19 protein-coding genes and 4 pseudogenes are annotated in these 24,669 nt (G+C 61.5%); 21 read left to right on the top strand and 2 right to left on the bottom strand.

Annotation, left to right across the window (positions count from 1 at the left end):
* The first annotated feature begins 89 nt into the window (after nt 1-89).
* The 11 genes and pseudogenes from pyrH (at nt 90) to lpxB (ending at nt 11,187) form a co-directional block, all read left to right on the top strand.
* Nucleotides 90-812 (top strand): UMP kinase, encoded by a 723-nt coding sequence (gene pyrH / locus MF410_RS08895; RefSeq protein WP_003573378.1) that lies wholly within the window; start codon nt 90-92, stop codon nt 810-812.
* 63 nt (nt 813-875) lie between these two features.
* Nucleotides 876-1,436: a ribosome recycling factor gene (gene frr, locus MF410_RS08890; RefSeq protein WP_097625357.1), complete on the top strand. Its 561-nt coding sequence runs from the start codon at nt 876-878 to the stop codon at nt 1,434-1,436.
* 37 nt (nt 1,437-1,473) lie between these two features.
* Nucleotides 1,474-2,217 carry an isoprenyl transferase gene (locus MF410_RS08885; protein ID WP_003586675.1) on the top strand — a complete coding sequence of 248 codons (744 nt, stop codon included), beginning with the start codon at nt 1,474-1,476 and terminating at the stop codon, nt 2,215-2,217.
* Nucleotides 2,217-3,047: a phosphatidate cytidylyltransferase gene (locus tag MF410_RS08880; protein WP_003586673.1), complete on the top strand. Its 831-nt coding sequence runs from the start codon at nt 2,217-2,219 to the stop codon at nt 3,045-3,047. Before MF410_RS08885 ends, MF410_RS08880 begins: the two co-directional genes overlap by 1 nt.
* A 37-nt stretch (nt 3,048-3,084) precedes the next feature.
* Nucleotides 3,085-4,202 (top strand): annotated as a pseudogene (rseP, locus tag MF410_RS08875) (RIP metalloprotease RseP).
* Between the two features lie 202 nt (nt 4,203-4,404).
* Nucleotides 4,405-6,745, top strand: a pseudogene (gene bamA, locus MF410_RS08870) (outer membrane protein assembly factor BamA).
* Between the two features lie 51 nt (nt 6,746-6,796).
* Nucleotides 6,797-7,862 (top strand): annotated as a pseudogene (lpxD, locus tag MF410_RS08865) (UDP-3-O-(3-hydroxymyristoyl)glucosamine N-acyltransferase).
* Nucleotides 7,855-8,322 carry a 3-hydroxyacyl-ACP dehydratase FabZ gene (fabZ, locus tag MF410_RS08860; RefSeq protein ID WP_097625360.1) on the top strand — a complete coding sequence of 156 codons (468 nt, stop codon included), beginning with the start codon at nt 7,855-7,857 and terminating at the stop codon, nt 8,320-8,322. The pseudogene lpxD and the gene fabZ overlap by 8 nt, the downstream one beginning before the upstream one ends.
* Nucleotides 8,319-9,182: an acyl-ACP--UDP-N-acetylglucosamine O-acyltransferase gene (lpxA, locus tag MF410_RS08855; RefSeq protein ID WP_239620326.1), complete on the top strand. Its 864-nt coding sequence runs from the start codon at nt 8,319-8,321 to the stop codon at nt 9,180-9,182. The genes fabZ and lpxA overlap by 4 nt, the downstream gene beginning before the upstream one ends.
* Nucleotides 9,140-10,021 carry an LpxI family protein gene (locus MF410_RS08850; RefSeq protein WP_097625362.1) on the top strand — a complete coding sequence of 294 codons (882 nt, stop codon included), beginning with the start codon at nt 9,140-9,142 and terminating at the stop codon, nt 10,019-10,021. The genes lpxA and MF410_RS08850 overlap by 43 nt, the downstream gene beginning before the upstream one ends.
* On the top strand, nt 10,018-11,187 hold the full coding sequence (lpxB, locus tag MF410_RS08845) for a lipid-A-disaccharide synthase (RefSeq protein WP_097625363.1): 1,170 nt from the start codon (nt 10,018-10,020) through the stop codon (nt 11,185-11,187). Before MF410_RS08850 ends, lpxB begins: the two co-directional genes overlap by 4 nt.
* Before the next feature lie 42 nt (nt 11,188-11,229).
* On the opposite strand, the gene gltA is transcribed toward lpxB, so the two are convergent.
* On the bottom strand, nt 11,230-12,519 hold the full coding sequence (gene gltA / locus MF410_RS08840; protein WP_049735207.1) for a citrate synthase: 1,290 nt from the start codon (nt 12,517-12,519) through the stop codon (nt 11,230-11,232).
* A 290-nt stretch (nt 12,520-12,809) separates the two neighbouring features.
* Between gltA and MF410_RS08835 the strand changes: the two are divergent.
* A pseudogene (locus MF410_RS08835) lies at nt 12,810-15,237 on the top strand (ComEC/Rec2 family competence protein).
* Here the strand turns inward: MF410_RS08835 and lexA are convergent.
* Complete coding sequence (gene lexA, locus MF410_RS08830) at nt 15,218-15,937, bottom strand: transcriptional repressor LexA (protein ID WP_097625365.1); 720 nt, start codon at nt 15,935-15,937, stop codon at nt 15,218-15,220. The pseudogene MF410_RS08835 and the gene lexA sit on opposite strands and share 20 nt — an antisense overlap.
* Nucleotides 15,938-16,133: 196 nt before the next feature.
* Here lexA and MF410_RS08825 point away from each other — a divergent pair, with 196 nt between their 5' ends.
* The 9 genes from MF410_RS08825 (at nt 16,134) to MF410_RS08785 (ending at nt 24,669) form a co-directional block, all read left to right on the top strand.
* Nucleotides 16,134-17,027, top strand: a complete 894-nt coding sequence (locus MF410_RS08825; protein ID WP_097625466.1) for a VOC family protein — start codon at nt 16,134-16,136, stop codon at nt 17,025-17,027.
* Nucleotides 17,027-17,872, top strand: a complete 846-nt coding sequence (kdsA, locus tag MF410_RS08820) for a 3-deoxy-8-phosphooctulonate synthase (protein WP_097625366.1) — start codon at nt 17,027-17,029, stop codon at nt 17,870-17,872. Before MF410_RS08825 ends, kdsA begins: the two co-directional genes overlap by 1 nt.
* Before the next feature lie 141 nt (nt 17,873-18,013).
* Nucleotides 18,014-19,288 (top strand): phosphopyruvate hydratase, encoded by a 1,275-nt coding sequence (gene eno / locus MF410_RS08815; RefSeq protein WP_064838359.1) that lies wholly within the window; start codon nt 18,014-18,016, stop codon nt 19,286-19,288.
* 135 nt (nt 19,289-19,423) lie between these two features.
* Nucleotides 19,424-19,744 (top strand): septum formation initiator family protein, encoded by a 321-nt coding sequence (locus MF410_RS08810; protein WP_097625367.1) that lies wholly within the window; start codon nt 19,424-19,426, stop codon nt 19,742-19,744.
* 145 nt (nt 19,745-19,889) lie between these two features.
* A complete protein-coding gene (pdhA, locus tag MF410_RS08805; RefSeq protein ID WP_097625368.1) occupies nt 19,890-20,936 on the top strand; it encodes a pyruvate dehydrogenase (acetyl-transferring) E1 component subunit alpha in 1,047 nt (348 codons plus the stop codon).
* 16 nt (nt 20,937-20,952) lie between these two features.
* Complete coding sequence (locus MF410_RS08800) at nt 20,953-22,344, top strand: pyruvate dehydrogenase complex E1 component subunit beta (RefSeq protein WP_097625369.1); 1,392 nt, start codon at nt 20,953-20,955, stop codon at nt 22,342-22,344.
* Between the two features lie 10 nt (nt 22,345-22,354).
* Entirely contained in the window at nt 22,355-22,657 is a 303-nt protein-coding gene (locus tag MF410_RS08795; protein ID WP_097625370.1) for a hypothetical protein, read from the top strand.
* A gap of 1 nt (nt 22,658) precedes the next feature.
* Entirely contained in the window at nt 22,659-24,008 is a 1,350-nt protein-coding gene (locus MF410_RS08790) for a pyruvate dehydrogenase complex dihydrolipoamide acetyltransferase (protein ID WP_097625371.1), read from the top strand.
* Between the two features lie 19 nt (nt 24,009-24,027).
* A complete protein-coding gene (locus MF410_RS08785) occupies nt 24,028-24,669 on the top strand; it encodes an SGNH/GDSL hydrolase family protein (protein ID WP_239620325.1) in 642 nt (213 codons plus the stop codon).

Here is a 24,669-nt window from a genome sequence, read left to right as displayed (position 1 = left end):
GCCATAATTGGGAAAACAACAGGGGCATCGCGTGACAACGCGGTGCCCTTCGTGTATCGGGCATTCACGGCAATTTACGAGGAGCCAAGATGTCTTTAGAGCCTGTCTATAAACGCGTTCTACTCAAGGCTTCCGGCGAAGCGCTCATGGGTAGCCAGGGTTTCGGGATCGATGTTGCGGTGGCGGACCGCATTGCATCCGATATCGCCGAAGCAAGGCATATGGGCGTGGAAGTCGGCGTCGTCGTCGGTGGCGGCAATATTTTCCGCGGTGTCGCGGTCGCGTCCAAGGGCGGTGACCGGGTCACCGGCGACCACATGGGCATGCTCGGCACCATCATCAATGCGCTGGCGCTGGCGACCTCGCTGCGCAAGCTCAACATCGATACCGTGGTGCTTTCGGCCATCTCCATGCCTGAGATCTGCGAGAGCTTTTCGCAGCGCGCGACCCTCTATCACCTGTCGATGGGACGTGTGGTGATCTTTGCCGGCGGCACCGGCAACCCCTTCTTCACCACCGATTCGGCCGCAGCGCTGCGCGCCGCCGAAATGGGCGCGCAAGCGATCTTCAAGGGCACGCAGGTCGACGGCATCTATACCGCCGACCCGAAGAAATATCCCGATGCGACCCGGCTCGACCGCCTGACGCACCAGGAAGTGCTGGACAGGGGGCTTGCGGTGATGGACGTTGCCGCCGTGGCGCTCGCCCGGGAGAATTCCATTCCGATCATCGTCTTCTCGATCCACGAGAAAGGCGGTTTTGCTGAAATCCTGACGGGCGGTGGCCTCAAGACCATCGTCTCCGACAACTGATATAGACTGCGCCGCCTTTGTCAGGCGCAGCCATCGCGACGCGCTTTATACGGGAGCATCGACATGAGTGAAGGTATCGACATCAAGGAACTGAAGCGCCGCATGGACGGCGCGGTTTCCGCATTCAAGAGCGACATCGCATCGCTGCGCACCGGCCGCGCTTCGGCCAACATCCTCGATCCGGTCACGATCGAGGCCTATGGTTCGCGCATGCCGCTGAACCAGGTCGCCAACATCACCGTGCCCGAGCCGCGCATGCTGTCGGTTTCCGTCTGGGACAAGTCGATGGTCAGCGCCGTCGAGCGCGGCATTCGCGAATCCAATCTCGGCCTCAACCCGATCGTCGACGGCCAGAACCTGCGCATTCCGCTGCCCGAACTGAACGAGGAGCGCCGCAAGTCGCTCGTCAAGGTGGCTCATGATTACGCCGAAAAGAGCAAGGTCGCGATTCGCCATGTACGCCGTGACGGCATGGACGGCCTTAAGAAGGCCGAAAAGGATGGCGTAATCGGCCAGGACGAGGGCAGGGCGCAGTCGGAACGTGTACAGAAGATGACCGACGAGACGATTTCCGAAATCGACCGCTTGCTTGGCGAGAAGGAAAAGGAAATCATGCAGGTCTAGTGGATCTGTGCCTTTGCCTGGAAAGACCGGACGGGAAATGTCGGAATCTGTATTTGTGACTGTGCCAGAGCATGTTGCCATCATCATGGACGGCAATGGCCGTTGGGCCAAGCAGCGCGGCCTGCCGCGCACGATGGGCCATCGCAAGGGCGTCGAGGCGGTCCGCGAGACAGTGCGCGCCGCCGGCGCGGCCGGCATAAAATATCTGACCCTCTTTGCCTTCTCCTCGGAGAACTGGCGCCGGCCGGAGGCCGAGGTCTCCGACCTGCTTGGTCTGCTCAAGGCTTTCATCCGCCGTGACCTTGCCGAGCTTCATCGCCAGAATGTGCGGATCAAGGTGATCGGCGACCGCCACAGCTTGCGCAACGACATTCTGGGCCTGCTGCTTGAGGCGGAGGAAACGACCAAGGACAATACGGCGCTGACGCTGGTCATCGCTTTCAATTACGGCTCGCGCGACGAGATCTCGCGGGCTGTGGTCAGCCTGGCGAGAGACGTCGAGGCCGGCCGCCTGAGGGCGCAGGATATCACGCCATCGCTGATCAACGCCCGTCTCGATACGGCCGGTATCCCCGATCCGGACCTCATCATCCGCACCAGCGGCGAGGAGCGGCTTTCCAATTTCCTCCTCTGGCAGGCCGCCTATTCGGAATTCATCTTCGTTCCGGAGTATTGGCCGGATTTCAGCCCCGAGATCTTCCGCTCGGCGCTGGAGAAATTCGCCTCCCGCGACCGGCGCTTCGGCGGCCTGTCGTCGCAGGCAGCCGCGGTCGGCACCTGATGCAGCAGGAATTGAAGCTCCGCATTGTTTCAGGCCTGATTCTTGCGGTGATCGTTCTTGCCGCCACCTGGTACGGCGGATTTGCCTTCCGCATCCTGGCGGCCGTGATCGGCCTGCTGATCTATTATGAATGGTCGACAATAACCGGCGTCGCGCGTGATTGGGTCGCCAATGCCGTCGGCTGGATCGGCCAGGCGGCGATTGCCTTCCTCGTGCTTGTCGGCAATTTCGAATTCGCCGCCGGCATGCTGGCCGGCGTCACCGCCGTCGGCATAGCGCTGATCATCCTGCACGGCACCAGCCGCTGGTTGCCGGTGGGCCTGTTTTATGCCGGTGCCACGGGCCTCGCGCTCGCCGCGATCAGAAGCGATGACCGGCCCGGCCTTTATGCCATGCTCTTCGTCTTTGCCGTCGTCTGGGCAACCGACATCCTTGCTTATTTCGTCGGTAGGGCGCTTGGCGGACCGAAGCTTGCCCCTTCGATCTCGCCGGGGAAGACATGGTCGGGGGCAATCGGCGGCGCCGTTTCGGCGGTCGTAGCCGGCGTCGTTCTTATCCACTTTCTCCTTCCAGGGACGGAAATCATCGCTGCCGTCGCAGCCCTCGTTCTCTCGGTTTGCAGCCAGTCGGGAGATCTGTTCGAATCGTTCATCAAGCGGAAATTCGGCGTCAAGGATTCAAGCCGTCTCATTCCTGGTCATGGCGGCGTCATGGACCGTGTCGACGGACTGATTTTCGCCTGTTTTTCGGCGTTCTTGCTAGCTGGATTATTTTCCCTGATAAAGGGGACTGCGATGACGTCGCTCGGCGCGGCCTTGTTCGGCCTTTGATGACGCGGCAGCCTGACGGAAGGAACTGATAGAAGTGATGGCCGATATATACGCATTCCTGATGGGGAATATCGTCACCTTCATCCTCGTGCTCTCGCTGCTCGTCTTCGTGCACGAGATGGGCCACTACCTCGTCGGACGCTGGAGCGGCATCCGCATCCTCGCCTTCTCTGTCGGTTTCGGTCCGGAGATATTCGGCTTCACCGACCGCCATGGAACGCGCTGGAAGATCTCGGTGATCCCCCTTGGCGGTTACGTCCGTTTCTTCGGAGACGAGGACGCCTCGAGCAAGCCCGACAGCGACAAGATCGCGGCCATGTCCGAAGAGGACAGGGCGCGCTCCTTTGCCGGAGCAAAATTGTGGAAACGTGCAGCAACGGTCGCAGCTGGCCCGATCGCCAATTTCCTGCTGGCCATCGCTATTTTCACCCTTCTTTCTCGGTCTACGGCCGCTCGGTCGCCGATCCCGTCGTTTCCGAAGTTAAGCCGGAGGGCGTGGCGGCTGCCGCCGGCATCCTCCCCGGCGATCTGCTGGTCGCCATCGACGGCGGCAAGGTCGAGACCTTCGACGATGTGCGCCGCTATGTCGCCATCCGCCCGAGTCAGGAGATCGTCGTCACCATCGAGCGCGGCGGCCAGAAGCTGGATTTGCCGATGGTGCCGCAGCGCGTCGACATGACCGACCAGTTCGGCAACAAGATCGAGGTCGGCCAGATCGGCATCGTGACCAGCAAGGAGGTCGGCAATTTCCGCCTGCAGACCTACACACCGCTCCAGGCGCTGCGCGAAAGTGTGATCGAGACCCGGGATATCGTCACCGGCACCTTCAAATATATCGGCAATATTTTCCGCGGAACGATGCGGGCCGATCAACTAGGCGGCCCGATCCGTGTGGCGCAAGCTTCGGGCCAGATGGCGAAGCTTGGAATAGGGGCAGTGTTGCAGCTTGCCGCCATGCTTTCAGTTTCGATAGGATTGCTTAACCTGATGCCGGTTCCGGTACTTGATGGCGGCCACCTGATGTTCTATGCGGTGGAAGCGGTCAGAGGAAAACCGCTGGGCGCCAAGACCCAGGAAATCGCATTTCGCATTGGCTTGGCCATGATACTGACATTGATGGTTTTCACGACCTGGAACGACATTGGCGCGAGCTAAGGGTAAACGCGCGAAGCAGGGGAATTACTATTTATTTACGATGTTTCAAGGCTGTAGTGGCGAATGGGTCACGCTTCGAAATGAAGTAAACAGAAATTAACGACCTCCCTTGCTTGTATGTCAAAAGCGGGTAAAACGACACACGTGACCGGAATCGGGTTTTCCTGAGGCCGGGGACGAGGGAAAAAAGGTAATAGGTGAAATGAAGGCTGGTTCAAAGTTTTTGAACGCAGTATCGGCGGTTGCGCTGTCTGCTAGTGTTGTTGCTTCGGGCGCAGGTGCTTTGACGTTCGTTTCCGCTACCGCCGCCGAGGCCGCGGTCATCCAGCGCATTGATGTGCGCGGCGCAAGCCGCGTCGGCGCGGAAGCGGTCCGGTCGAACCTCACCATCGCTCCCGGAAAGAGCTTTTCGAACACCGATATCGATGAATCGGTCAAGCAGCTCTACGGGACGGGTTACTTCTCCGACGTGAAGATCTCGGTCTCCGGAAGCACGCTTGTCGTCAACGTCCAGGAAGCCCAGCTCGTCAACCAGGTCGTCTTCAACGGCAATCGCAAGATCAAGGATGACAAGCTCGCGACCATCGTCCAGACGCATGCCGCAGGCCCCTACAGCGACACCCAGATCCAGTCCGACATCCAGTCGATCAAGGAAGCTTACGCCGCCACCGGCCGCAGCGAAGTCGAAGTCACGACGCAGGTGGTGCCGCTCGGCGAAGGCCGCGTGAACCTTGCCTTCGTCATCAACGAAGGCGATCGCACCAAGATCGATTCGATCAATTTCGTCGGCAACAATGCCTACAGCGCCGGCCGCCTGGCTGCTGTCATCAACACCAAGCGTTCGAACTTCCTGTCGTTCCTGACCCGCAAGGACGTCTATAACGAAGACAAGCTGCACGCCGACGAAGAAGCGCTGCGCCAGTTCTATTACAATCGCGGCTATGCCGACATGCGCATCGTCTCTTCCGATGCCACCTTCGACGATGCGACCAACAAATACACGCTCACCTTCAACATCGAGGAAGGCCAGCGTTACGACTTCGGGCCGGTGACCGTCCAGTCGACCGTCGAAGGCGTCGGTTCCGAGCAGTTGCAGCCGCTCGTGCGCACCCATGAAGGTCATGTCTACAACGCCAAGGAAGTGCAGAAGTCGATCGAGGCGATCTCCGATCAGGTCGCGTCTGCCGGTTATCCTTTTGCGCGCGTCACGCCGCGCGGTAACCGCGACCTCAACAACAATACGATCGGTGTCGAATATCTGGTCGACCAGGGCGAGCGCGCCTATGTCGAGCGTATCGAAATCCGCGGCAACAGCCGCACGCGCGACTACGTCATCCGCCGCGAATTCGATATGAGCGAAGGCGACGCCTTCAACCAGCAGATGATCACCAAGGCCAAGCGCCGCCTCGAAGCGCTCGGTTACTTCTCGTCCGTCAACATTTCAACCCAGCCGGGCAGCTCGCCGGATCGTGTCGTGGTGGTCGTCGACGTGCAGGATCAGTCGACAGGTTCGTTCGGTGTCGGCGCCGGTTATGCCGCCGGCGGTGACGGCCTGCTGCTTGAAGCGTCCATCGAAGAAAAGAACTTCCTCGGCCGCGGTCAGTATATCCGCATCTCGGCCGGCGGCGGTCAGGAAGGTTCGCGCGCCTACGGCGTCAGCTTCACCGAGCCCTATTTCCTCGGTTATCGTCTGGCCGCAGGCTTCGACGTCAACCACAGCGAGACGTCGAGCAACGACAACTACGACTATGAGGAAACCAGCGTCGTTCTGCGCGTCACCGCGCCGATCACCGAAGACCTGGCGACGACTTTCCGCTATAACTACAAGCAGATGAAGTATGACGCGGACAGCAGCGATCTTTCAGATCTGTCAGCTCCGTATCAGCACCTCGTTGAAGACAGCCCGTGGACGCGCTCTTCGATCTCGCAGACGCTGACCTATAACACGCTTGATGACACCGTCCTGCCGCGAGAAGGCATCTATGCGACGGCGACGCAGGAACTGGCTGGCCTCGGCGGCGAACTCGCAGTTCTATAAGATCTACGGCAAGGCCCGTTATTACCGTCTGCTCGCTGACGATGCCGATATCATCGGCTCGGTTTCTGCTTCGGCGGGTTATGTCATCGGCCTCGGCGACCATCTGAATGTCTTCGATCAGTTCACCCTGACCAACGGCGATATTCGTGGCTTTGAAAACAAGGGCATCGGCCCGCGCGTTTCCGGCACCAACGATGATCCTCTGGGTGGTACGACGTATTTCACCGCATCGGCCGAAGCGACCTTCCCGATGCCGGGCTTCCCGCGTGACTTCAACCTGCGCGGCGCGGTCTTCGCGGATGCCGGCACGCTGTTCGGCAATGACGTTGACCTGAGGGGCGACGGCATTGATGGTGAAGACGCCTCTCTGCGCGCTTCCGTCGGCGTCGGTGTCGTCTGGCAGTCTCCCTTCGGTTCATTGCGCCTGGATTACGCGATCCCGGTTCTCAAGGAAGACTTCGACAAGACGCAGAACTTCAAGTTTGGCATCAACAACCAATTCTGATATCGGCAGTCCGGAACTGTAAGAACTCAATTCCGTTCTGGAGCATTGCCGATGGAGCAAAACGTTTTTTTTCTGCCCCATGAAGGTCTGAAGCTCGCTGAGCTGGCAGAGTTTCTTGGGCGGAACTTCCCAATTCCGACCATGCCGACATCGTCGTCCGATCCGTGGCCCCGATCAACCGGGCGCGGGCGGGTGATGTCTGTTATATCCTGTCGCGCCGCAGCCGCGATGAGCTGGCGACATGCGAAGCCTCGGCGGTGATCTGCGACAAGGCGCTGGCCGATCTCGTCCCCCGCATATCCCCATCATCCTGTCGTCCAATCCGCACGCGGCCTTTGCGATGGCAGGCGGACTGTTTTACCCGGCAGCATTGCGTCCGGTCGCCATTTCGCCGGGTGAAAGCGAGATTGCGCCGAGCGCGGTGATCGATCCGAGCGCCAGGCTGGAAAAAGGTGTGATCGTCGAGCCCCTGGCGGTTATCGGCGCGCATGCCGAAATCGGCGAAGGCACGCGCATCGGCGCCCACAGTGTCATAGGCCCGAATGTCAAGATCGGCCGCGATTGTTCGATTGCAGCCGGCGCCAGCATTCTCTGCGCGCTGATCGGCAACGGCGTCATCATCCATAACGGCGTCCGCATCGGTCAGGATGGTTTCGGCTATGCGCCCGGTCCGCGCGGCATGATCAAGATCGTCCAGATCGGCCGGGTGATCATCCAGGACAACGTCGAGATCGGGGCCAATACCACGATCGACCGCGGCGCCATGGACGATACGGTGATCGGTGAGGGGACCAAGATCGACAACCAGGTCCAGATCGGCCACAACGTCCAGATGGGCCGCCATTGCGCCATTGTCGCGCAGGTCGGCATCGCGGGCAGCACGAAGATCGGCAATGGCGTGCAGATCGGCGGCCAGGCCGGCATCAAGGGGCATGTAACGATCGGCGACGGCGTGCAGATCGCTGCCAAAAGCGGTATCATGACCGATCTTGCCGCCGGCGGGCAATATGGCGGTGTACCGGCCCGTCCGCTAAAAGACTATCTGAGAGAGGCCGCACAACAAGTGTCGAAGTCCAAGTTGCGCGGTCGGAACCCTGGAGGCAAGGAAAATGACTGAAGAAGCCACGACAACGCTTTCTTCGGCGGACATCATCGAGATCATGAAGCTGCTGCCGCATCGTTACCCCTTCCTCATGGTCGACAAGATCATCCAGATCGACGGCGACAACTCGGCGATCGGCATCAAGAATGTCACGGTGAACGAACCGCATTTTACCGGCCATTTTCCGGAAGCTCCGATCATGCCGGGCGTTCTTTTGATCGAGGGCATGGCGCAGACCGCGGGTGCGATCTGTGCCAAGAAGGAAGGCCAGCCCGGCAACCTCGTCTACTTCATGACCATCGAGAATGCCCGTTTCCGCAAGCCTGTCGTTCCTGGAGACCGCGTCGAATTCCATGTCGCCAAGCACAAGCAGCGCGGCAATATCTGGAAATTCCATTGCGACGCCAAGGTTGACGGCGCCCTGGTCGCCGAAGCCGATATCGGCGCAATGATCGTTCGTAAGGAACAGGCATGAGCACTATTGCCGAAAGCGCCCGCATTCATCCGATGGCTGTCGTCGAAGACGGGGCTGTGATCGGTGAGGGCGTCAAGATCGGTCCCTTCTGCCATGTCGGGCCGCACGTCGTCCTGCATGAAAATGTCGAGCTCTTGTCGCATGCTATTGTCACCGGCCGCACCGTGATCGGCAGGGGCACGCGCATCTTTCCGATGGCTGTCATCGGCGGCGATCCGCAGAGCGTGCATCACGGCGGCGAGGAGACGACGCTTTCGGTTGGCGCCAACTGCACGATGCGCGAAGGTGTGACGATGAACACCGGCACGGCCGATTTCGGCGGCCAGACGATCGTCGGCGACAACAACCTCTTCCTTGCCAATTCCCATGTCGCGCATGACTGCAAGGTCGGCAATCACGTGATCATGTCGAACAATGTCATGCTCGCCGGCCATGTCGTCATCGAGGATCGCGTCATCCTGGGCGGCGGCTCGGCCGTTCACCAATTCACCCGCGTCGGCCGTCAGGCCTTCGTCGGCGGGCTTTCGGCAGTGAGTTACGACGTCATTCCCTACGGTATGCTGAACGGCAATCCCGGTCTGCTGAGCGGCCTGAATGTCGTCGGCATGACCCGCGCCGGCGTCGACCGCGCCGTCATCCACAGGGTACGCCGCGCCTATAAGTCGATCTTCGAAGGAACGGGCTCCGTCCGCGAAAACGCCGCCGCCATCCGCGACGAATATGCCGATTGCGAGCAGGCGGTCCAGATCCTCGATTTCATCGCCGCCGACAGCGATCGCGCTCTGTCCTCGCCGACCCGGGGCAGAAGGGCTGATCCGTGGCTTTATCAGGCGACACCGCTGCGGGCCGGCTGGCGATAATTGCCGGCGGCGGTCTTCTGCCTTCTTATGTCGCCGAAGCCGCGCGTGCGGCGGGTGAAAATCCCGTCATCGTCGCCCTGAAGGATGAAAGCGACCGGCGCTGGGAAGACTATGATCACGCCGTCATCGGCATCGGCGATTTCGCAGCTCTTGATGGGTTGCTCAGCCGTTATGGTGTCGGCCGTGTCGTGATGTCGGGCAGCGTCGCCCGCCGACCGGAATGGCGCGAGGTGCGTCCGACACTGCGCATTCTGATGAAAGTGCCGGCCGCCATCCGCACACTGCTCTCCGGCGGCGACGACACGGTTCTGCAGATGGTGATCCGGCTGATTGAGGGGAACGGCCGCCGGGTTGTCGGCGCTCATGAAATTGCTCCGGATCTGCTTGCCTCTGTTGGTGCGCTTGGCGCGACGACGCCTAGTGAGGAAGACCGGCGCGATATCCGCCGCGCCGCCGAAGCCGCGGACATGCTCGGTCGGCTGGATGTCGGGCAGGGTGCTATCAGCATCGGCGGCCGTGTCGTGGCACTCGAGGGGCTCGAGGGTACGGATGAGATGCTGGACCGTGTCGCGGGTCTCAGAGCCGCCGGGCGCATCTCGCCGCGGCGCCGCGGCGCGCTCGTCAAGCTCTGCAAGCCGCAGCAGGATATCCGCGCCGACCTGCCGGCGATCGGCGTTTCCACGATCCTGAACGCAAAAAAAGCCGGTCTCGGCGGCATCGCGGTAGAGGCCGGCCGCTCGCTGGTGCTCGATCGCGCCGCCGTCATCAAGGCCGCCGATGAGGCAGGGCTTTTCGTCTGCGGCATCGATCGCGGGCTGCCGGCATGGGGGCTCGAATGAACGGGGCGCCGCTGAAGATCGCCGTCATTGCCGGCGAGGTATCGGGTGATCTGCTCGGCGCCGATCTCGTCGCCGCCCTGAAGCGGGTCCACACCGGGCCGGTGGAACTTGTCGGCGTCGGCGGCGAGGGGCTGCAGGCCGAGGGCTTGCGATCCCTGTTCGATTTCTCCGAGTTGTCGATCATGGGCATCACCCAGGTGCTGAGCCGGCTGCCGAAGCTGTATACGCTGATCCGCCGGACGACCGCTGCCATCGTCGCTGCAAGGCCCGACATTCTCCTCATCATCGACAGCCCGGATTTCACCCATCGCGTCGCAAAGCGCGTCCGCACCGCGCTGCCCGATCTGCCTGTCGTCAATTACGTCTGTCCGAGCGTCTGGGCCTGGAAAGAATATCGCGCCACGCGCATGCTCGCCTATGTCGATCATGTGCTCGCCGTCCTGCCCTTCGAACCGGCGGCGATGCAGCGCCTTGGCGGGCCGGCAACCACCTATGTCGGCCATCGCCTGACCGCCGACCCGGCGCTCTTGGAGACCCGGCGCCGGCGCGCCGGCAGGCAGCCCGGCAACGACGCGATCCTGCTTCTGCCCGGCTCACGCTCCTCGGAAATCCAGAAGCTCCTGCCCCATTTCGAGGTGGCGGCAAGCGAACTTGTCGCCCGCAATGGGCCGACGCGCTTTGTTCTGCCGACGGTGACGCACAGGCAAGCGCTTGTCCGCCAACTGACGGCGGGATGGGCGGTCAAGCCGGAGATCGTTGTCGGCGCTGAAGCTAAATGGAAGGCATTCGCTGAAGCCGATGCGGCGATGGCGGCATCGGGAACCGTCATTCTTGAACTGGCGCTTGCCGATGTTCCTGTCGTCTCCGCCTACAAGGTCGACTGGATCATGCGTCTGCTGACGTCAAGCATCAAGACTTGGACTGGCGCACTGCCGAACCTGATTGCCGATTACGCCGTCGTCCCGGAATATCTGAACGACGTCGTTCGCGGGGCAAGCCTCGCCCGCTGGATGGAAAGGCTGTCGGCTGACACCTACCAGCTTAAGGCGATGAAGGAAGGCTATGATCTCATCTGGCAGCGCATGCAGACGGAAAAACCACCAGGCGAACATGCCGCCGAAATCCTGCTCGACGTGCTGGACAAGAAAAAACCCGGTCGTCTCTGACCGGGTTTTCTCCTTTTCGGGCCGATATGTTGGCCGAAGCGATCAGCGCTTCGAAACCGGGATGTAGTCGCGCTTCGGTTCGCCGACATAGAGCTGGCGCGGGCGGCCGATGCGCTGCTCCGGATCCTCGATCATCTCGTTCCACTGGGCGATCCAGCCGACGGTGCGGGCAAGCGCGAAGAGCACGGTGAACATGGTCGTGGGGAAGCCGAGCGCCTTCAGCGTGATGCCGGAATAGAAGTCGATGTTCGGATAGAGCTTCTTTTCGATGAAATATTCGTCGGTGAGCGCGATGCGCTCCAGCTCCATCGCCACTTCGAGCAACGGATCATCCTTGATGCCGAGTTCGCCGAGCACTTCATGCGTCGTCTTCTGCATGATCTTGGCACGCGGATCGTAGTTCTTGTAGACGCGGTGACCGAAGCCCATCAGGCGGAACGGATCGTTCTTGTCCTTGGCGCGGGCAATGTATTCCGGAATGTGGTCGACCGAGCCGATCTCGTTCAGCATGTTGAGCGCTGCTTCGTTGGCGCCGCCATGGGCCGGGCCCCAGAGGCAGGCGATGCCGGCCGCGATGCAGGCGAACGGGTTGGCGCCCGACGAGCCGGCGAGACGGACGGTCGAGGTCGAGGCGTTCTGTTCATGATCGGCATGCAGGATGAAGATGCGGTCCATGGCGCGGGCGAGCACCGGATTGACCACGTATTCTTCGCAAGGCACAGCAAAGCACATGCGCAGGAAGTTCGAGGCGTAGTCGAGATCGTTCTTCGGATAAACGAAAGGCTGGCCGATATGGTACTTGTAGGCCATCGCGGCAAGCGTCGGCATCTTGGCGATCATACGCAGGCTGGCGACCATGCGCTGGTGCGGATCGGTGATGTCGGTGGAGTCGTGATAGAAAGCCGACAGGGCGCCGACGCAGCCGCACATGACGGCCATCGGATGCGCATCGCGGCGGAAGCCGGTGAAGAAGCGGCTCATCTGCTCGTGCACCATGGTGTGGTGCGTGACGCGATAATCGAAATCCTTCTTCTGCGCGGTGGTCGGCAGTTCACCGTAGAGAAGCAGGTAGCAGACTTCGAGGAAGTCCCCATGCTCGGCCAGCTGCTCGATCGGATAGCCGCGGTGCAGCAGCACACCTTCGTCGCCGTCGATGTAGGTGATCTTGGATTCACAGGATGCGGTCGAGGTAAAACCCGGATCGTAAGTGAAGGAAGCGGTGTTCTTATAGAGAGCACCGATATCGATGACGCTCGGGCCGATCGTGCCGCTCTTGACGGCTAGGTCGACAGATTTGTCACCGATTTTTATTGTAGCGCTTTGATCCGTCATGCTGATCCTCCGAAATGGCGGTGGCGCCATAAAAGCGCCATAGGGGTTAAGCGTCCTCACCGATAGCTATATGATCGCGAAGCTAATGCCAAGTTACCGTGACGGCATTTTGTGCATTGCGGCATCACCTTTTAGGCACTGCAGCGATGAGCCGTGCGCATACCGGAAGCCAATGATTCGACTGCTCTTTTGGCGGTGGCGATTTTCCCTCATATTTCAATCGATTATTCTTGCTCGTTTTGATTGAAGGTTGCATTCTGCCCGCAGGTGCGGGTGATCTTGGGCGGGGTATGGAGGAATTGACGACAGTCGAATTGCGGCCGGAAGCGGGCGCTGGCCTGGCCCAGTCCCGGGTTTTTCCGCGCCTGCGGTGGGGAGGCGGCCGGCAAGGACCCAGTCCGCGATGCCATTGCGCCACTGGCTGCCGGCCGCGGCCTCGCAATCGCTGCGTGCTGGAATCCGCATGTTGGGCGAGGAGGCCGACCATGGCCGACTGCTGCTGTTCTCGCCGGTCTTCCTCGGCGCCGGGGCGGCCTTCTGGTTTCTCGCGCGATGGGATTTTCCCCTCGTCGCGTCGCTCCTCTGCCTGGCGATGCCGGCGGTCGTGGTTCTCGCCGCCGGCCCCAGCCGGCCGGTGCTGCGGGCCAGCTTCCTGGCGTTGGCGCTTTTCGCCTGCGGCATGCTCTCAGCACGATTCGAGAGCTGGAGGGCTTCGACCGTGATCCTCGATTCATCCGTGACGACGACGGTGACCGGCCGTGTCGAACGGCGGGAAGGCGATGGACGTGGGCGTTGGCGCTACATCCTTGCCGTCACCGGCACGGAGGCGCCGGAGCTGAAGCGGCGGCCGGGGCGCATCACCGCGATCGTCCGCGGCGCCGATACGCCTTTCGAGATCGGTGACATCATCACCGGCAGGGTGCGGCTGACGCCTCCGGCAGGCCCAGCGCTGCCTGAACTCAACGATTTCTCCTTCAGTGCCTATTTCGACGGCATCGGTGCCAACGGCTTCTTCTATGGCGCTCCGGAGAGGGATTTGGGGGCGGGCCCGCAGGGTGCAATGTCGACGTCGGAAGCAATGCTCGAATGGCTTTACCGGCTGCGCAGCGGTATCGGCGATCGCATTCGATCGATCCTGCCCGGCGATACGGGCGCTTTTGCCGCTGCTCTGGTGACCGACGAGCGGCGCGCCATCTCGAATGCGACGACGGAGGCGCTGCGCCAGTCCGGCCTTGCTCATATCGTCGCGATCTCGGGCCTCAACATGGCGCTGTCGGCCGGCATCTTCTTCGTCGGCTTCCGGATGCTGCTCAGCCTTTTTCCAGGCGCTGCCCAGGCCTATCCGACCAAGAAGATCGCCGCAGCAGGCGCGCTCATCGCCGTCACCGCTTACTACCTGATCTCCGGCTTCGGGGTCTCGGCTGAACGCGCCTTTATCATGATGGCCATCATGCTGATTGCCGTCTTCTTCGATCGGCCGTCGATCAGCCTGCGCAATGTCGTGCTCTCGGCCCTCGTCATCATCGCCATTTCGCCCTCCGAAGTCCTGGGCCCGAGCTTCCAGATGTCCTTTGCCGCGACATTGGCGCTGGTATCGGGTTATCAGTTGTGGAAGGAGCGGCGCATTCGCGAAAACGCTTTGCTGAGGCTGCCGGTCTTCCGGCCGCTCGTTGCGGTCGCCGGTTTCTTCGGCGGCGTCTTCCTGACTTCGCTGATCGGCGGTTTTTCCACGGCGCTGTTTTCGATCGAACATTTTCATCGCCTGACCGCTTACGGCCTGCCGGCAAACCTCGCGACGATGCCGATCATCTCCTTCATCGTGATGCCGGCCGGGCTGCTGGCGATGTTGCTCATGCCGTTCGGTCTGGACGCTCCGCTCTGGAAGGTGGTCGGCTTCGGCCTTGATCTGGTGATCGCGGTCGCCAAGACAGTGTCCGGCTGGGGCGGCGATATCGGCGTCGGCCGCTTGCCCGCCTGGTATTTCGCCATCGCCGTGGCAGGCTTCCTGCTGCTGACGCTGCTCCGCACCCGGCTGCGCCATGCCGGCTCAGCAATCCTCGCCGTTTCGACCTTCATTCTGTTGATTCTGCCGGTTTCCCGGCCGCCGGATCTGGTGATTTCGGAGGATGGCGGTCTGGTCGCGCTCGTCGAGACCGCGGCAATGGCTTCCAATCGTGAAAACCCGCCGGATTTCATCTTCGACCAGTGGCAAAGAGCGCTGGTCCTGCCGACGCATCACCCGCCGAAGATGCTGGGTGGCCCCGCTATCCCGCCGGAGGGGAAGACCGACGCGTCAGGCTTTCCCGCGAGCAACAGAATGAAGCAAGGACAGCGATGCGGGGGGCCGCCGCGGGCGGTGAAACAAACCGCTTCTCCTGCGTCAAAAAGGCCTGGTGCATATCAAGGCTTGGCAATGGCCGTGTGGTAAGCATCATCGACAATGCCGCTTATCTCGGCCCGGCCTGCGATGCAGCCGATATCGTCGTGACGCCGGTCCGCCTGCGTTTCAACAGCTGCCGCTCAGGCGCGACGCTCTTCACCGGTGAGACGCTGCGCAAGACCGGTTCCCTCGAGCTGCGCTTCGCAGATACCGGCCTGGAGGTCGCAACCGCATTCGAAACGCTGTCGCGGCCATGGATGCGCCAGCGCGCCTATGACTGGCGCAGCAACAGTTTTACCGAATCCGGCCTGTCCAGTGTCAGTGATAGCGGCGAATGAGGCCGACGAGCTTGCCCTGCACCTTGACGCGGTCGGGCCCAAAGATCCGGGTCTCGTAAGCCGGGTTGGCCGCCTCAAGCGCGATCGAGGCGCCCTTGCGGCGGAAGCGCTTCAGCGTCGCTTCCTCGTCATCGACGAGGGCAACGACGATGTCGCCGGGGCTTGCGGTGCTGCCGTTGCGGATGATCACCGTGTCGCCGTCGAAGATGCCGGCGTCGATCATCGAATCGCCCTTCACCTCGAGCGCATAATGTTCACCGGAGCCGAGCATGTCGGCGGGAACGACGATGTCGTGGGTATTGTTCTGGATTGCCGAGATCGGAACACCGGCAGCGATTCGGCCCATGACCGGCACCGAGACCGAGTTGCCGTTGTCGGCGACGGGTTTTACAGGCGCGGGGGCGGCGACCGGCTGGGGCTTGCCGAGGCTGCCTTCGATGACGCTCGGCGAAAAGCCGCGCCGGGGCTGGATGCTGGGACTATAGGCTTCGGGAAGCTTGATGACCTCGAGCGCCCTGGCGCGGTTCGGTAGGCGGCGAATGAAACCGCGTTCTTCGAGCGCTGTAATCAGGCGATGAATGCCGGATTTGGAGGCCAGATCCAGGGCATCCTTCATCTCGTCGAAAGATGGCGGAACGCCGGATTCCTTCATGCGCTCATGAATGAAAAGGAGAAGCTCCTGTTGTTTGCGCGTGAGCATCGGCGTGTGACCCCTGATTGAAACAAATCCAGAACAGACACTATATGTTCCATATGTGTTCTGCAAGTAGCTAAATTTCCGTAAAACTTGCCGCCAACTCTTTGAGATTTTTATTTTCATTCGCCGGATTGGCACACATGTCTTGCATTGGGGGTGGTGCTGTCGCACATCTCTTATCGTTTGAGGGAGGGATATGATGAACGAGCGTTCCGCCAAACCGCACCCGCTGGATCATGTCGTGCTGCCCGTCGTCAATATCGATCTGGCCCGCGAGCGGCTCGGCAAGCTCGGCTTCACGGTTGCCGCCGATGCCCGCCATCCCTTCGGAACGGAGAATGCCTGTGTCTTCTTCGCCGACAAGACCTATCTGGAGCCGCTCGGTATCGCCAGCGTCGAGGAGAGCGAGGCCTCGGCGCGGCAAGGGAATGTCTTCACCGCCCGCAACCGGGCCTTCCGCTTCCGTTGCGGCGATGAGGGGCTTTCGGCGGTGGTTTTCGGCACCGAGGATGCCGGCCACGATCATCGGCACTTCGCTGCCGGCGGATCGAGCGCCGGCGAGATGCTGGAGTTCAGCCGGCCAATGAAGATGCCGGACGGTTCCGAAAGCGTCGGCAGCTTCAAACTGGCCTTTGCAGCGGATCTGCGTGCGCCGGACTTCTTTCTCTTTACCTGCCAGCGCATCAATCCATTGCCCGCCGACCGCGGCGCGCTGGAGACACATGCCAATGGCGTGACCGGCATCGCCGAGATCGCGCTGTGCGCGCCTGATGCCGCGACCTACGCCGGTTTCGTCAGCCTTGCCATGGCGCAGTCGGCGGTCGAGAAAACCGGTTTTGGCGCCAATATCGCGGCGCCGAATGCGAAAATCAGCCTGATGACGCCGGAGGGGCTGGAGGCCTATTTCGAGGTTGCCGTCTTATCCGCCGACCGCGGCCTGCGCGGCCGGGCCATCCTCTTCACCGTCGCCGATCTTGCCGTGACAGAAGCGCATTTGGCTGCTAACGGAGTGACCTACACGCGCAAGAACAATCGCATTCTGGTGAAGCCGGCGCCCGGGCAGGGCACGCTTTTCGCCTTCGAGGAAAGATGATGAGCACTGATACGAATTCGGAAGTCAGGATCGGCGAGGGCGCAGGCCAGGTCACCTTTTCCAATACCGGCCGCCTGTCGCTGATTGCCGGCCCCTGCCAGATGGAGAGCCGCGACCACGCTTTCATGGTTGCCGGCACGCTCAAGGAGCTCTGCGCCAAGCTCGGCATCGGCCTCGTCTACAAGAGCTCCTTCGACAAGGCGAACCGCACCTCGCTGTCGGCCGAGCGCGGCATCGGGCTTGAAAAAGGCATGCAGGTCTTCGCCGATCTCAAGAAGGAATTCGGCTTTCCGGTTCTCACCGACGTTCATACCGCCGAGCAATGCGCCGAAGTGGCGAGGGTGGTCGATGTCCTGCAGATCCCGGCCTTCCTCTGCCGTCAGACCGACCTTCTGATCGCCGCCGCCGAGACCGGCCGTGCCGTCAATGTCAAGAAGGGCCAGTTCCTCGCCCCCTGGGACATGAAGAACGTCCTGAAGAAGCTCAACGCCAGCGGCAATCCTAACGTGCTGCTCTGCGAACGCGGCGCCTCCTTCGGCTACAACACGCTGGTTTCCGACATGCGCTCGCTGCCTATCATGGCGTCGATGGGCGCGCCCGTTATCTTCGATGCGACCCATTCCGTGGCGCAGCCGGGCGGGCAGGGCGATTCCTCCGGCGGTCAGCGGGAATTCGTGGAAACGCTGGCGCGCGCAGCGGTGGCGACCGGCATTGCCGGCGTCTTCGTCGAAACCCACCAGGACCCCGACAACGCACCGTCCGACGGCCCGAACATGGTCTATCTGAAGGACATGCCGCGGCTTCTGGAAAAGCTGCTGGCCTTTGACGCTGTCGCCAAGGGCTGACAGTCAAAAGCCTGACATGTTCGTGCTATAGCGACGATCGGACATGCAGGTCGAGGGTGCCGCAATGTGCCATTGTAATTTGCACGCCTTCGATTATGACAGGCTTCGAACGATTGATCACCCACCGAGCAGGAAGAACCCATGACTGCAATCACCGATATCATCGCCCGCGAGATTCTCGATAGCCGTGGCAACCCCACCGTCGAAGTCGATGTCTATCTCGAAGACGGCAGCATGGGCCGCGCGGCCGTTCCCTCGGGCGCTTCGACCGGCGCCCATGAGGCGGTCGAGCTGCGCGACGGCGGCAAGCGCTACCTCGGCAAGGGCGTGCAGAAAGCGGTCGATGCGGCCAATACCGAGATCTTCGACGCGATCGGCGGCATCGATGCCGAAAACCAGATCCAGATCGACAACATCATGATCGAGCTCGACGGCACGCCGAACAAGTCGCGCCTCGGCGCCAACGCTATCCTCGGTGTGTCGCTGGCCGTGGCTAAGGCTGCTGCCCAGGCCTCCGGCCTGCCGCTCTATCGCTACGTCGGCGGCGCTTCCGCGAGCCTGCTTCCGGTGCCGATGATGAACATCATCAACGGCGGCGCCCATGCCGACAATCCGATCGATTTCCAGGAATTCATGATCCTGCCGGTCGGCGCCGATACGATCGCCGAAGCCGTGCGTATGGGTTCGGAAGTCTTCCACACGCTCCGCAAGGAACTGGCCGCCCAGGGCCACAACACCAATGTCGGCGATGAAGGCGGTTTCGCACCGGGCCTGAAGAGCGCTTCGGAAGCCCTCGATTTCATCGTCAAGTCGGTCGAGAAAGCCGGCTACAGGCCGGGTGAGGACATCTACCTCGGTCTCGATTGCGCCTCGACGGAGTTCTTCAAGGACGGCAAATACGTCCTCGAAGGTGAAGGCCGCACGCTCGAATCGGGCGCCATGGCCGAATATCTGGCCGAACTTGCCGCCAAGTACCCGATCATCTCGATCGAGGACGGCATGGCTGAAGACGACTGGGACGGCTGGAAGACGCTGACCGACCTCACAGGCAAGAAGACCCAGCTCGTCGGCGACGATCTCTTCGTCACCAACTCCGCCCGTCTTCGCGACGGCATCCGCATGGGTGTCGCCAACTCGATCCTCGTCAAGGTCAACCAGATCGGTTCGCTGACGGAAACGCTCGACGCCGTCAACACGGCGCATAAGGCTGCCTACACAGCCGTCATGTCGCACCGCTCCGGCGAAACCGAAGATTCGACCATCGCCGATCTCGCTGTCGCCACCAACTGCGGCCAGATCAAGACCGGCTCGCTGTCCCGTTCGGACCGTCTTGCCAAGTACAACCAACTGATCCGCATCGAGGAAGGCCTCGGCCCCCAGGCCCAGTATGCCGGCCGCTCGATCATTCGCGGCTGATCGGATCTGCTTTCGATAATTTGACCCGCGCCCTCCCGGCGCGGGTTTTTTGTTGGCCGTTTTTACGGTCAACGAACGGTTAATCTCTGGGCGTTATGCTGAACGAATTGGTAATGCGTTCAAGAGCATGCGTGTATGTGGACAAAGCATCATAAGAAGAGAAAATTCGGCCGCTTCGTCATTCCTGCCATGACGGTCGCCTTCCTCTCCTATTTCGGCTATCATTGCATTCACGGCGATTACGGCCTGCGCGCAACGGAGACGTTCGAGCACCAGCGCGTCGCGCGTGAAAAAGAGCTTGCGATCTTGAAGGCGAAGCGCGAACATCTGGAAAATGAGGTCGCGCTTCTGAGTGATGGCTCGCTCGACAAGGATATGTTGGACGAAAAAGCGCGCTATCAGCTCAATATGTCGCGCGCGGACGAGATCGTCATATTCAACCATTATTCCAATTAACCGGAATTCGGTTAATTGGAATTTTCTTCGTATTTCCAATAGTTTAGTGCTGAATACGAGCCATGCAATTATGGCATTGCTGTGGTCATATTTCTTCCCTATGGTACGCGCCATCGAGAAACGACAAACCCATAGGGAGGGTTGAATGGCGCCGCGAAAGACCGCGACCGTTTCCAGCCGCAAAACTGCAGCAAAACCGGCAGCCAAAGCATCGAATGGAGGCCCGGTAGCCGACTTCGATCGCGATGAGGAGTTCAAGGCCTATCGCGAGATGCTGCTGATCCGCCGCTTCGAGGAGAAGGCCGGCCAGCTTTACGGCATGGGCTTCATCGGCGGCTTTTGCCACCTCTATATCGGTCAGGAAGCTGTCGTCGTCGGCATGCAGATGGCGCAGAAGGAAGGCGACCAGGTCATCACCGCCTATCGCGACCACGGCCACATGCTGGCAACCGGCATGGAAGCGCGCGGCGTCATGGCCGAGCTGACCGGCCGCCGCAGCGGCTATTCCCACGGGAAGGGCGGCTCGATGCACATGTTCTCGAAAGAGAAGCATTTCTACGGCGGCCACGGCATCGTCGGCGCCCAGGTTTCGCTCGGAACCGGTCTTGCCTTTGCCAACCATTACCGCGGCAACGGCAATGTCTCGATCGCCTATTTCGGCGATGGCGCCGCCAACCAGGGCCAGGTCTACGAGAGCTTCAACATGGCGGCCCTCTGGAAGCTGCCGATCGTCTATATCGTCGAGAACAACCGCTACGCCATGGGCACCTCGACGGCCCGCGCCACTGCGCAGTCGAACTACTCGCTGCGCGGCTCCGGCTTCGGCATCCCCGGCATCCAGGTTGACGGGATGGACGTTCGCGCCGTCAAGGCGGCTGCCGACGAGGCGCTCGAACATTGCCGCTCCGGCAAGGGCCCGATCATTCTCGAAATGCTGACCTATCGTTACCGCGGCCACTCCATGTCGGATCCGGCGAAATATCGCTCGAAGGAAGAAGTGCAGAAGATGCGCTCCGAGCAGGATCCGATCGAGCAGGTCAAGGCGCGCCTCATCGAAAAGGGCTGGGCCTCCGAAGACGATCTGAAGGCGATCGACAAGGATGTCCGCGACATCGTCGCCGACAGCGCCGATTTCGCCCAGGCCGATCCGGAGCCGGATGCATCCGAGCTCTACACCGACATTCTGCTCTAATCGGGGGAGGGAACCCATGCCTATCGATATCCTCATGCCCGCCCTCTCTCCGACGATGGAAGAAGGCACGCTGTCCAAATGGCTGAAGCAGGAAGGTGACAAGGTCACCTCAGGCGACGTGATTGCCGAAATCGAAACCGACAAGGCGACGATGGAAGTCGAAGCCGTCGACGAAGGCGTCATCGGCAAGCTGCTGGTCGATGCCGGCACCGAAGGCGTCAAGGTCAACACCAAGATCGCCGTGCTGCTGCAGGACGGCGAATCGGCCGACGCGATTTCCACTGCGCCTGCTGCTGCTCAGCCAGTCGCTGCTCCGCAGGTTGCCCAGGAAGAAAAGCCGACCAATACCGGTTCGGCTACTGCTCCCGTTCCGGCCGAGCCGAAGGCTGCCGTTCCGAACGATCCGGAAATCCCGGCCGGCACCGAAATGGTGTCGATGACCGTGCGCGAAGCGCTCCGCGACGCCATGGCCGAAGAAATGCGCGCCAGCGACGACGTCTTCGTCATGGGCGAGGAAGTCGCCGAATATCAGGGCGCCTACAAGGTCACCCAAGGCCTGCTGCAGGAATTCGGCCCCCGCCGCGTCATCGATACGCCGATCACCGAGCACGGCTTTGCCGGCGTCGGCGTCGGTGCCGCCATGGCCGGCCTGCGCCCGATCGTCGAGTTCATGACCTTCAACTTCGCCATGCAGGCGATCGACCACATCATCAACTCCGCCGCCAAGACGCTCTATATGTCCGGCGGCCAGATGGGTGCTCCGATCGTCTTCCGCGGCCCGAACGGTGCGGCCGCCCGTGTCGGCGCCCAGCACAGCCAGGATTATGCGGCCTGGTACAGCGCGATCCCCGGCCTGAAGGTCGTCATGCCTTATACGGCGTCCGACGCAAAGGGCCTGCTGAAGGCAGCGATCCGCGATCCGAACCCGGTCATCTTCCTCGAAAACGAAATTCTCTACGGCCAGCACTTCGACGTGCCGAAGCTCGACAATTTCGTGCTGCCGATCGGCAAGGCCCGTATTCACCGTTCGGGCAAGGACGTCACAGTCGTCTCCTTCGGCATCGGTATGACCTATGCGACGAAGGCGGTTGCCGAACTCGAAAGGATCGGCATCGACGTCGAGCTTATCGATCTTCGCACCATCCGGCCGATGGACCTTCCGACGGTCATCGAATCGGTCAAGAAGACCGGCCGTCTGGTCACCGTCGAGGAAGGTTATCCGCAGTCTTCAGTCGGCACCGAAATCGCCACCCGCGTCATGCAGCAGGCCTTCGACTATCTCGATGCGCCGATCCTGACGATTGCGGGCAAGGACGTACCGATGCCTTACGCCGCCAATCTCGAAAAGCTGGCGCTTCCGAACGTCGGCGAAGTCGTCGATGCGGTGAAGGCTGTTTGCTACAAATAAGGGGCGGGTGATGGCCGTGATGAAAGATGTCAGGCGCATTGCTTGGTCGATCTATTGGAAGTTGGTTTTACTCAGCGCCATCTGCGGTTTTGTTGCCGGTGCAGCTTTTGGGTTCGTTTTAGGGGTTGCTGGTGGAATTGCCGGCATACCTCGGGAGACGATAACTCCGCTTCTGCAATGGGGTGGTGCTATTAGCGGTCTGATCGCAAGTTTTTTTGTGTTCAACTTTATTTTGGCACGCACAATTGGAAAGTCGATTGGCGGGCGGCAGCTTGAACTCGCCGTTGCCGGTTCGCTCAGGGAGGGCCACTAATATGCCGATCAATATCACGATGCCCGCCCTCTCTCCGACCATGGAGGAAGGCAATCTTTCCAAATGGCTGGTCAAGGAAGGCGACACGGTCAAGTCTGGCGATGTGATCGCCGAGATCGAGACCGACAAGGCGACGATGGAAGTCGAAGCCGTCGATGAAGGCACGGTCGCCAAGCTCGTCGTTGCCGCCGGCACCGAAGGTGTCAAGGTCAATGCGCTGATCGCCGTTCTCGCCGCTGATGGCGAGGATGTCGCCACTGCGGCAAGCGGTGCAGGCTCTGCCGCTCCGGCGAAGGCTGACGCCGCCCCCGCGCCGAAGGCCGAGGCTGCACCGGCGAAGGCTGAGGCGGCTGTAGCGCCGGCGCCCGCCGCCGCACCCGCGGCGGTTTCCTCAAACGGCAACCGCACCTTCTCTTCGCCGCTTGCCCGCAGGCTTGCCAAGGACGCCGGTATCGATCTTTCGGCTGTCGCCGGCTCTGGACCGCATGGCCGCGTCGTTAAGAGCGACGTCGAAGCCGCCGTTGCCGGTGGTGGCGCCAAACCTGCCGCCGCGCCGTCCGCTGCTGCCCCGCAGGCTGCCGCCGCTCCGGCTCCGGCCGCAGCGCCGAAGGGCGCTTCCGAGGATGCCGTGCTCAAGCTCTTCGAGCCGGGCTCCTACGAGCTCGTGCCGCATGACGGCATGCGCAAGACGATCGCCCGGCGTCTGGTCGAATCCAAGCAGACGATCCCGCATTTCTACGTTAGTGTCGATTGCGAGCTCGATGCGCTGATGGCGCTGCGCGCCCAGCTGAACGACGCTGCTCCCCGCAAGGACAACGCTCCGGCCTACAAGCTCTCGGTCAATGACATGGTCATCAAGGCGCTGGCGCTGGCGCTGCGTGACGTGCCGGATGCCAACGTTTCCTGGACCGAGACCAACATGGTCAAGCACAAGCATGCTGATGTCGGCGTCGCCGTCTCGATCCCCGGCGGCCTGATCACGCCGATCATCCGCAAGGCCGAGCAGAAGACGCTGTCTGTCATCTCTAACGAGATGCGCGATCTCGGCAAGCGGGCCAAGGACCGCAAGCTGAAGCCCGAGGAATATCAGGGCGGCACCAGCTCGGTGTCGAACATGGGCATGATGGGCGTCAAGAACTTCGCCGCCGTCGTCAACCCGCCGCATGCGACGATCCTCGCGGTCGGCGCCGGCGAACAGCGGGTCGTCGTCAAGAACGGCGAAATGGCGATCGCCACGGTGATGTCGGTTACGCTGTCGACCGACCATCGCTGCGTCGATGGTGCGCTCGGCGCCGAGCTGCTCCAGGCCTTCAAGGGCTACATCGAGAACCCGATGGGCATGCTTGTCTGATAGCTGGGCGGAGGCGGAAATGACCAAGACCGTTCTTTGCTATGGCAACTCGCTGACCTGGGGTTATGACGCCGATACGATCGGCCGTCATGACTACAAAAACCGCTGGCCGAGCGTGCTTCAGGCAGCGCTCGGCAGCGAGGCGCGCATCATCGCCGAAGGGCTGAACGGCCGCACGACCGCTTTCGACGATCATCTCGCCGATTGCGACCGCAATGGTGCGCGCGTTCTGCCGACGATCCTGCAGACGCATGCGCCGCTCGATCTCGTCATCCTCCTGCTCGGCACCAACGATATGAAGCCGGTCGTGGCGGGTTCGGCCTTTGCCGCCTGCCAGGGCATCAGCCGCCTCGTGCGGCTGATCCGCAATCACGCCTGGCCCTTCGAATTCGACGGGCCGGAGATCCTGATCGTGGCGCCGCCGGCGATCTGCGCGACGGGCAATGTGCCTTTCGCCGCGTCCTTTCCGGGCGGCATCGACGAATCGGCAAAGCTTGCGACGCTTTATCGTGATCTTGCCGACGAACTCGGTTGCGGCTTTTTCGACGGCAATTCCGTCGCCAGGACCACGCCGATTGATGGCATCCATCTCGATGCGGAGAATACGCGGTCGCTGGGGCGCGGGCTGGAATCGATCGTTCGGATGATGCTGGGGATCTGA

The sequence above is a fragment of the Rhizobium sp. C104 genome, assembly GCF_022354505.1.
Taxonomy (GTDB): domain Bacteria; phylum Pseudomonadota; class Alphaproteobacteria; order Rhizobiales; family Rhizobiaceae; genus Rhizobium; species Rhizobium redzepovicii.
The sequence above is the reverse complement of the archived record's forward strand: the minus strand, read 5'-3'. Positions and strand labels throughout refer to the sequence as shown.

Excerpts from the sequence above, each read along its gene's own strand:
- pyrH (WP_003573378.1), top strand. The coding sequence starts at position 90 with ATGTCTTTAGAGCCTGTCTATAAACGCGTTCTACTCAAGGCTTCCGGC.
- frr (WP_097625357.1), top strand. The coding sequence starts at position 876 with ATGAGTGAAGGTATCGACATCAAGGAACTGAAGCGCCGCATGGACGGC.
- MF410_RS08885 (WP_003586675.1), top strand. The coding sequence starts at position 1,474 with ATGTCGGAATCTGTATTTGTGACTGTGCCAGAGCATGTTGCCATCATC.
- MF410_RS08880 (WP_003586673.1), top strand. The coding sequence starts at position 2,217 with ATGCAGCAGGAATTGAAGCTCCGCATTGTTTCAGGCCTGATTCTTGCG.
- fabZ (WP_097625360.1), top strand. The coding sequence starts at position 7,855 with ATGACTGAAGAAGCCACGACAACGCTTTCTTCGGCGGACATCATCGAG.
- lpxA (WP_239620326.1), top strand. The coding sequence starts at position 8,319 with ATGAGCACTATTGCCGAAAGCGCCCGCATTCATCCGATGGCTGTCGTC.
- lpxB (WP_097625363.1), top strand. The coding sequence starts at position 10,018 with ATGAACGGGGCGCCGCTGAAGATCGCCGTCATTGCCGGCGAGGTATCG.
- gltA (WP_049735207.1), bottom strand. The coding sequence starts at position 12,519 with ATGACGGATCAAAGCGCTACAATAAAAATCGGTGACAAATCTGTCGAC.
- lexA (WP_097625365.1), bottom strand. The coding sequence starts at position 15,937 with ATGCTCACGCGCAAACAACAGGAGCTTCTCCTTTTCATTCATGAGCGC.
- MF410_RS08825 (WP_097625466.1), top strand. The coding sequence starts at position 16,134 with ATGAACGAGCGTTCCGCCAAACCGCACCCGCTGGATCATGTCGTGCTG.
- kdsA (WP_097625366.1), top strand. The coding sequence starts at position 17,027 with ATGAGCACTGATACGAATTCGGAAGTCAGGATCGGCGAGGGCGCAGGC.
- eno (WP_064838359.1), top strand. The coding sequence starts at position 18,014 with ATGACTGCAATCACCGATATCATCGCCCGCGAGATTCTCGATAGCCGT.
- MF410_RS08810 (WP_097625367.1), top strand. The coding sequence starts at position 19,424 with ATGTGGACAAAGCATCATAAGAAGAGAAAATTCGGCCGCTTCGTCATT.
- pdhA (WP_097625368.1), top strand. The coding sequence starts at position 19,890 with ATGGCGCCGCGAAAGACCGCGACCGTTTCCAGCCGCAAAACTGCAGCA.
- MF410_RS08800 (WP_097625369.1), top strand. The coding sequence starts at position 20,953 with ATGCCTATCGATATCCTCATGCCCGCCCTCTCTCCGACGATGGAAGAA.
- MF410_RS08795 (WP_097625370.1), top strand. The coding sequence starts at position 22,355 with ATGGCCGTGATGAAAGATGTCAGGCGCATTGCTTGGTCGATCTATTGG.
- MF410_RS08790 (WP_097625371.1), top strand. The coding sequence starts at position 22,659 with ATGCCGATCAATATCACGATGCCCGCCCTCTCTCCGACCATGGAGGAA.
- MF410_RS08785 (WP_239620325.1), top strand. The coding sequence starts at position 24,028 with ATGACCAAGACCGTTCTTTGCTATGGCAACTCGCTGACCTGGGGTTAT.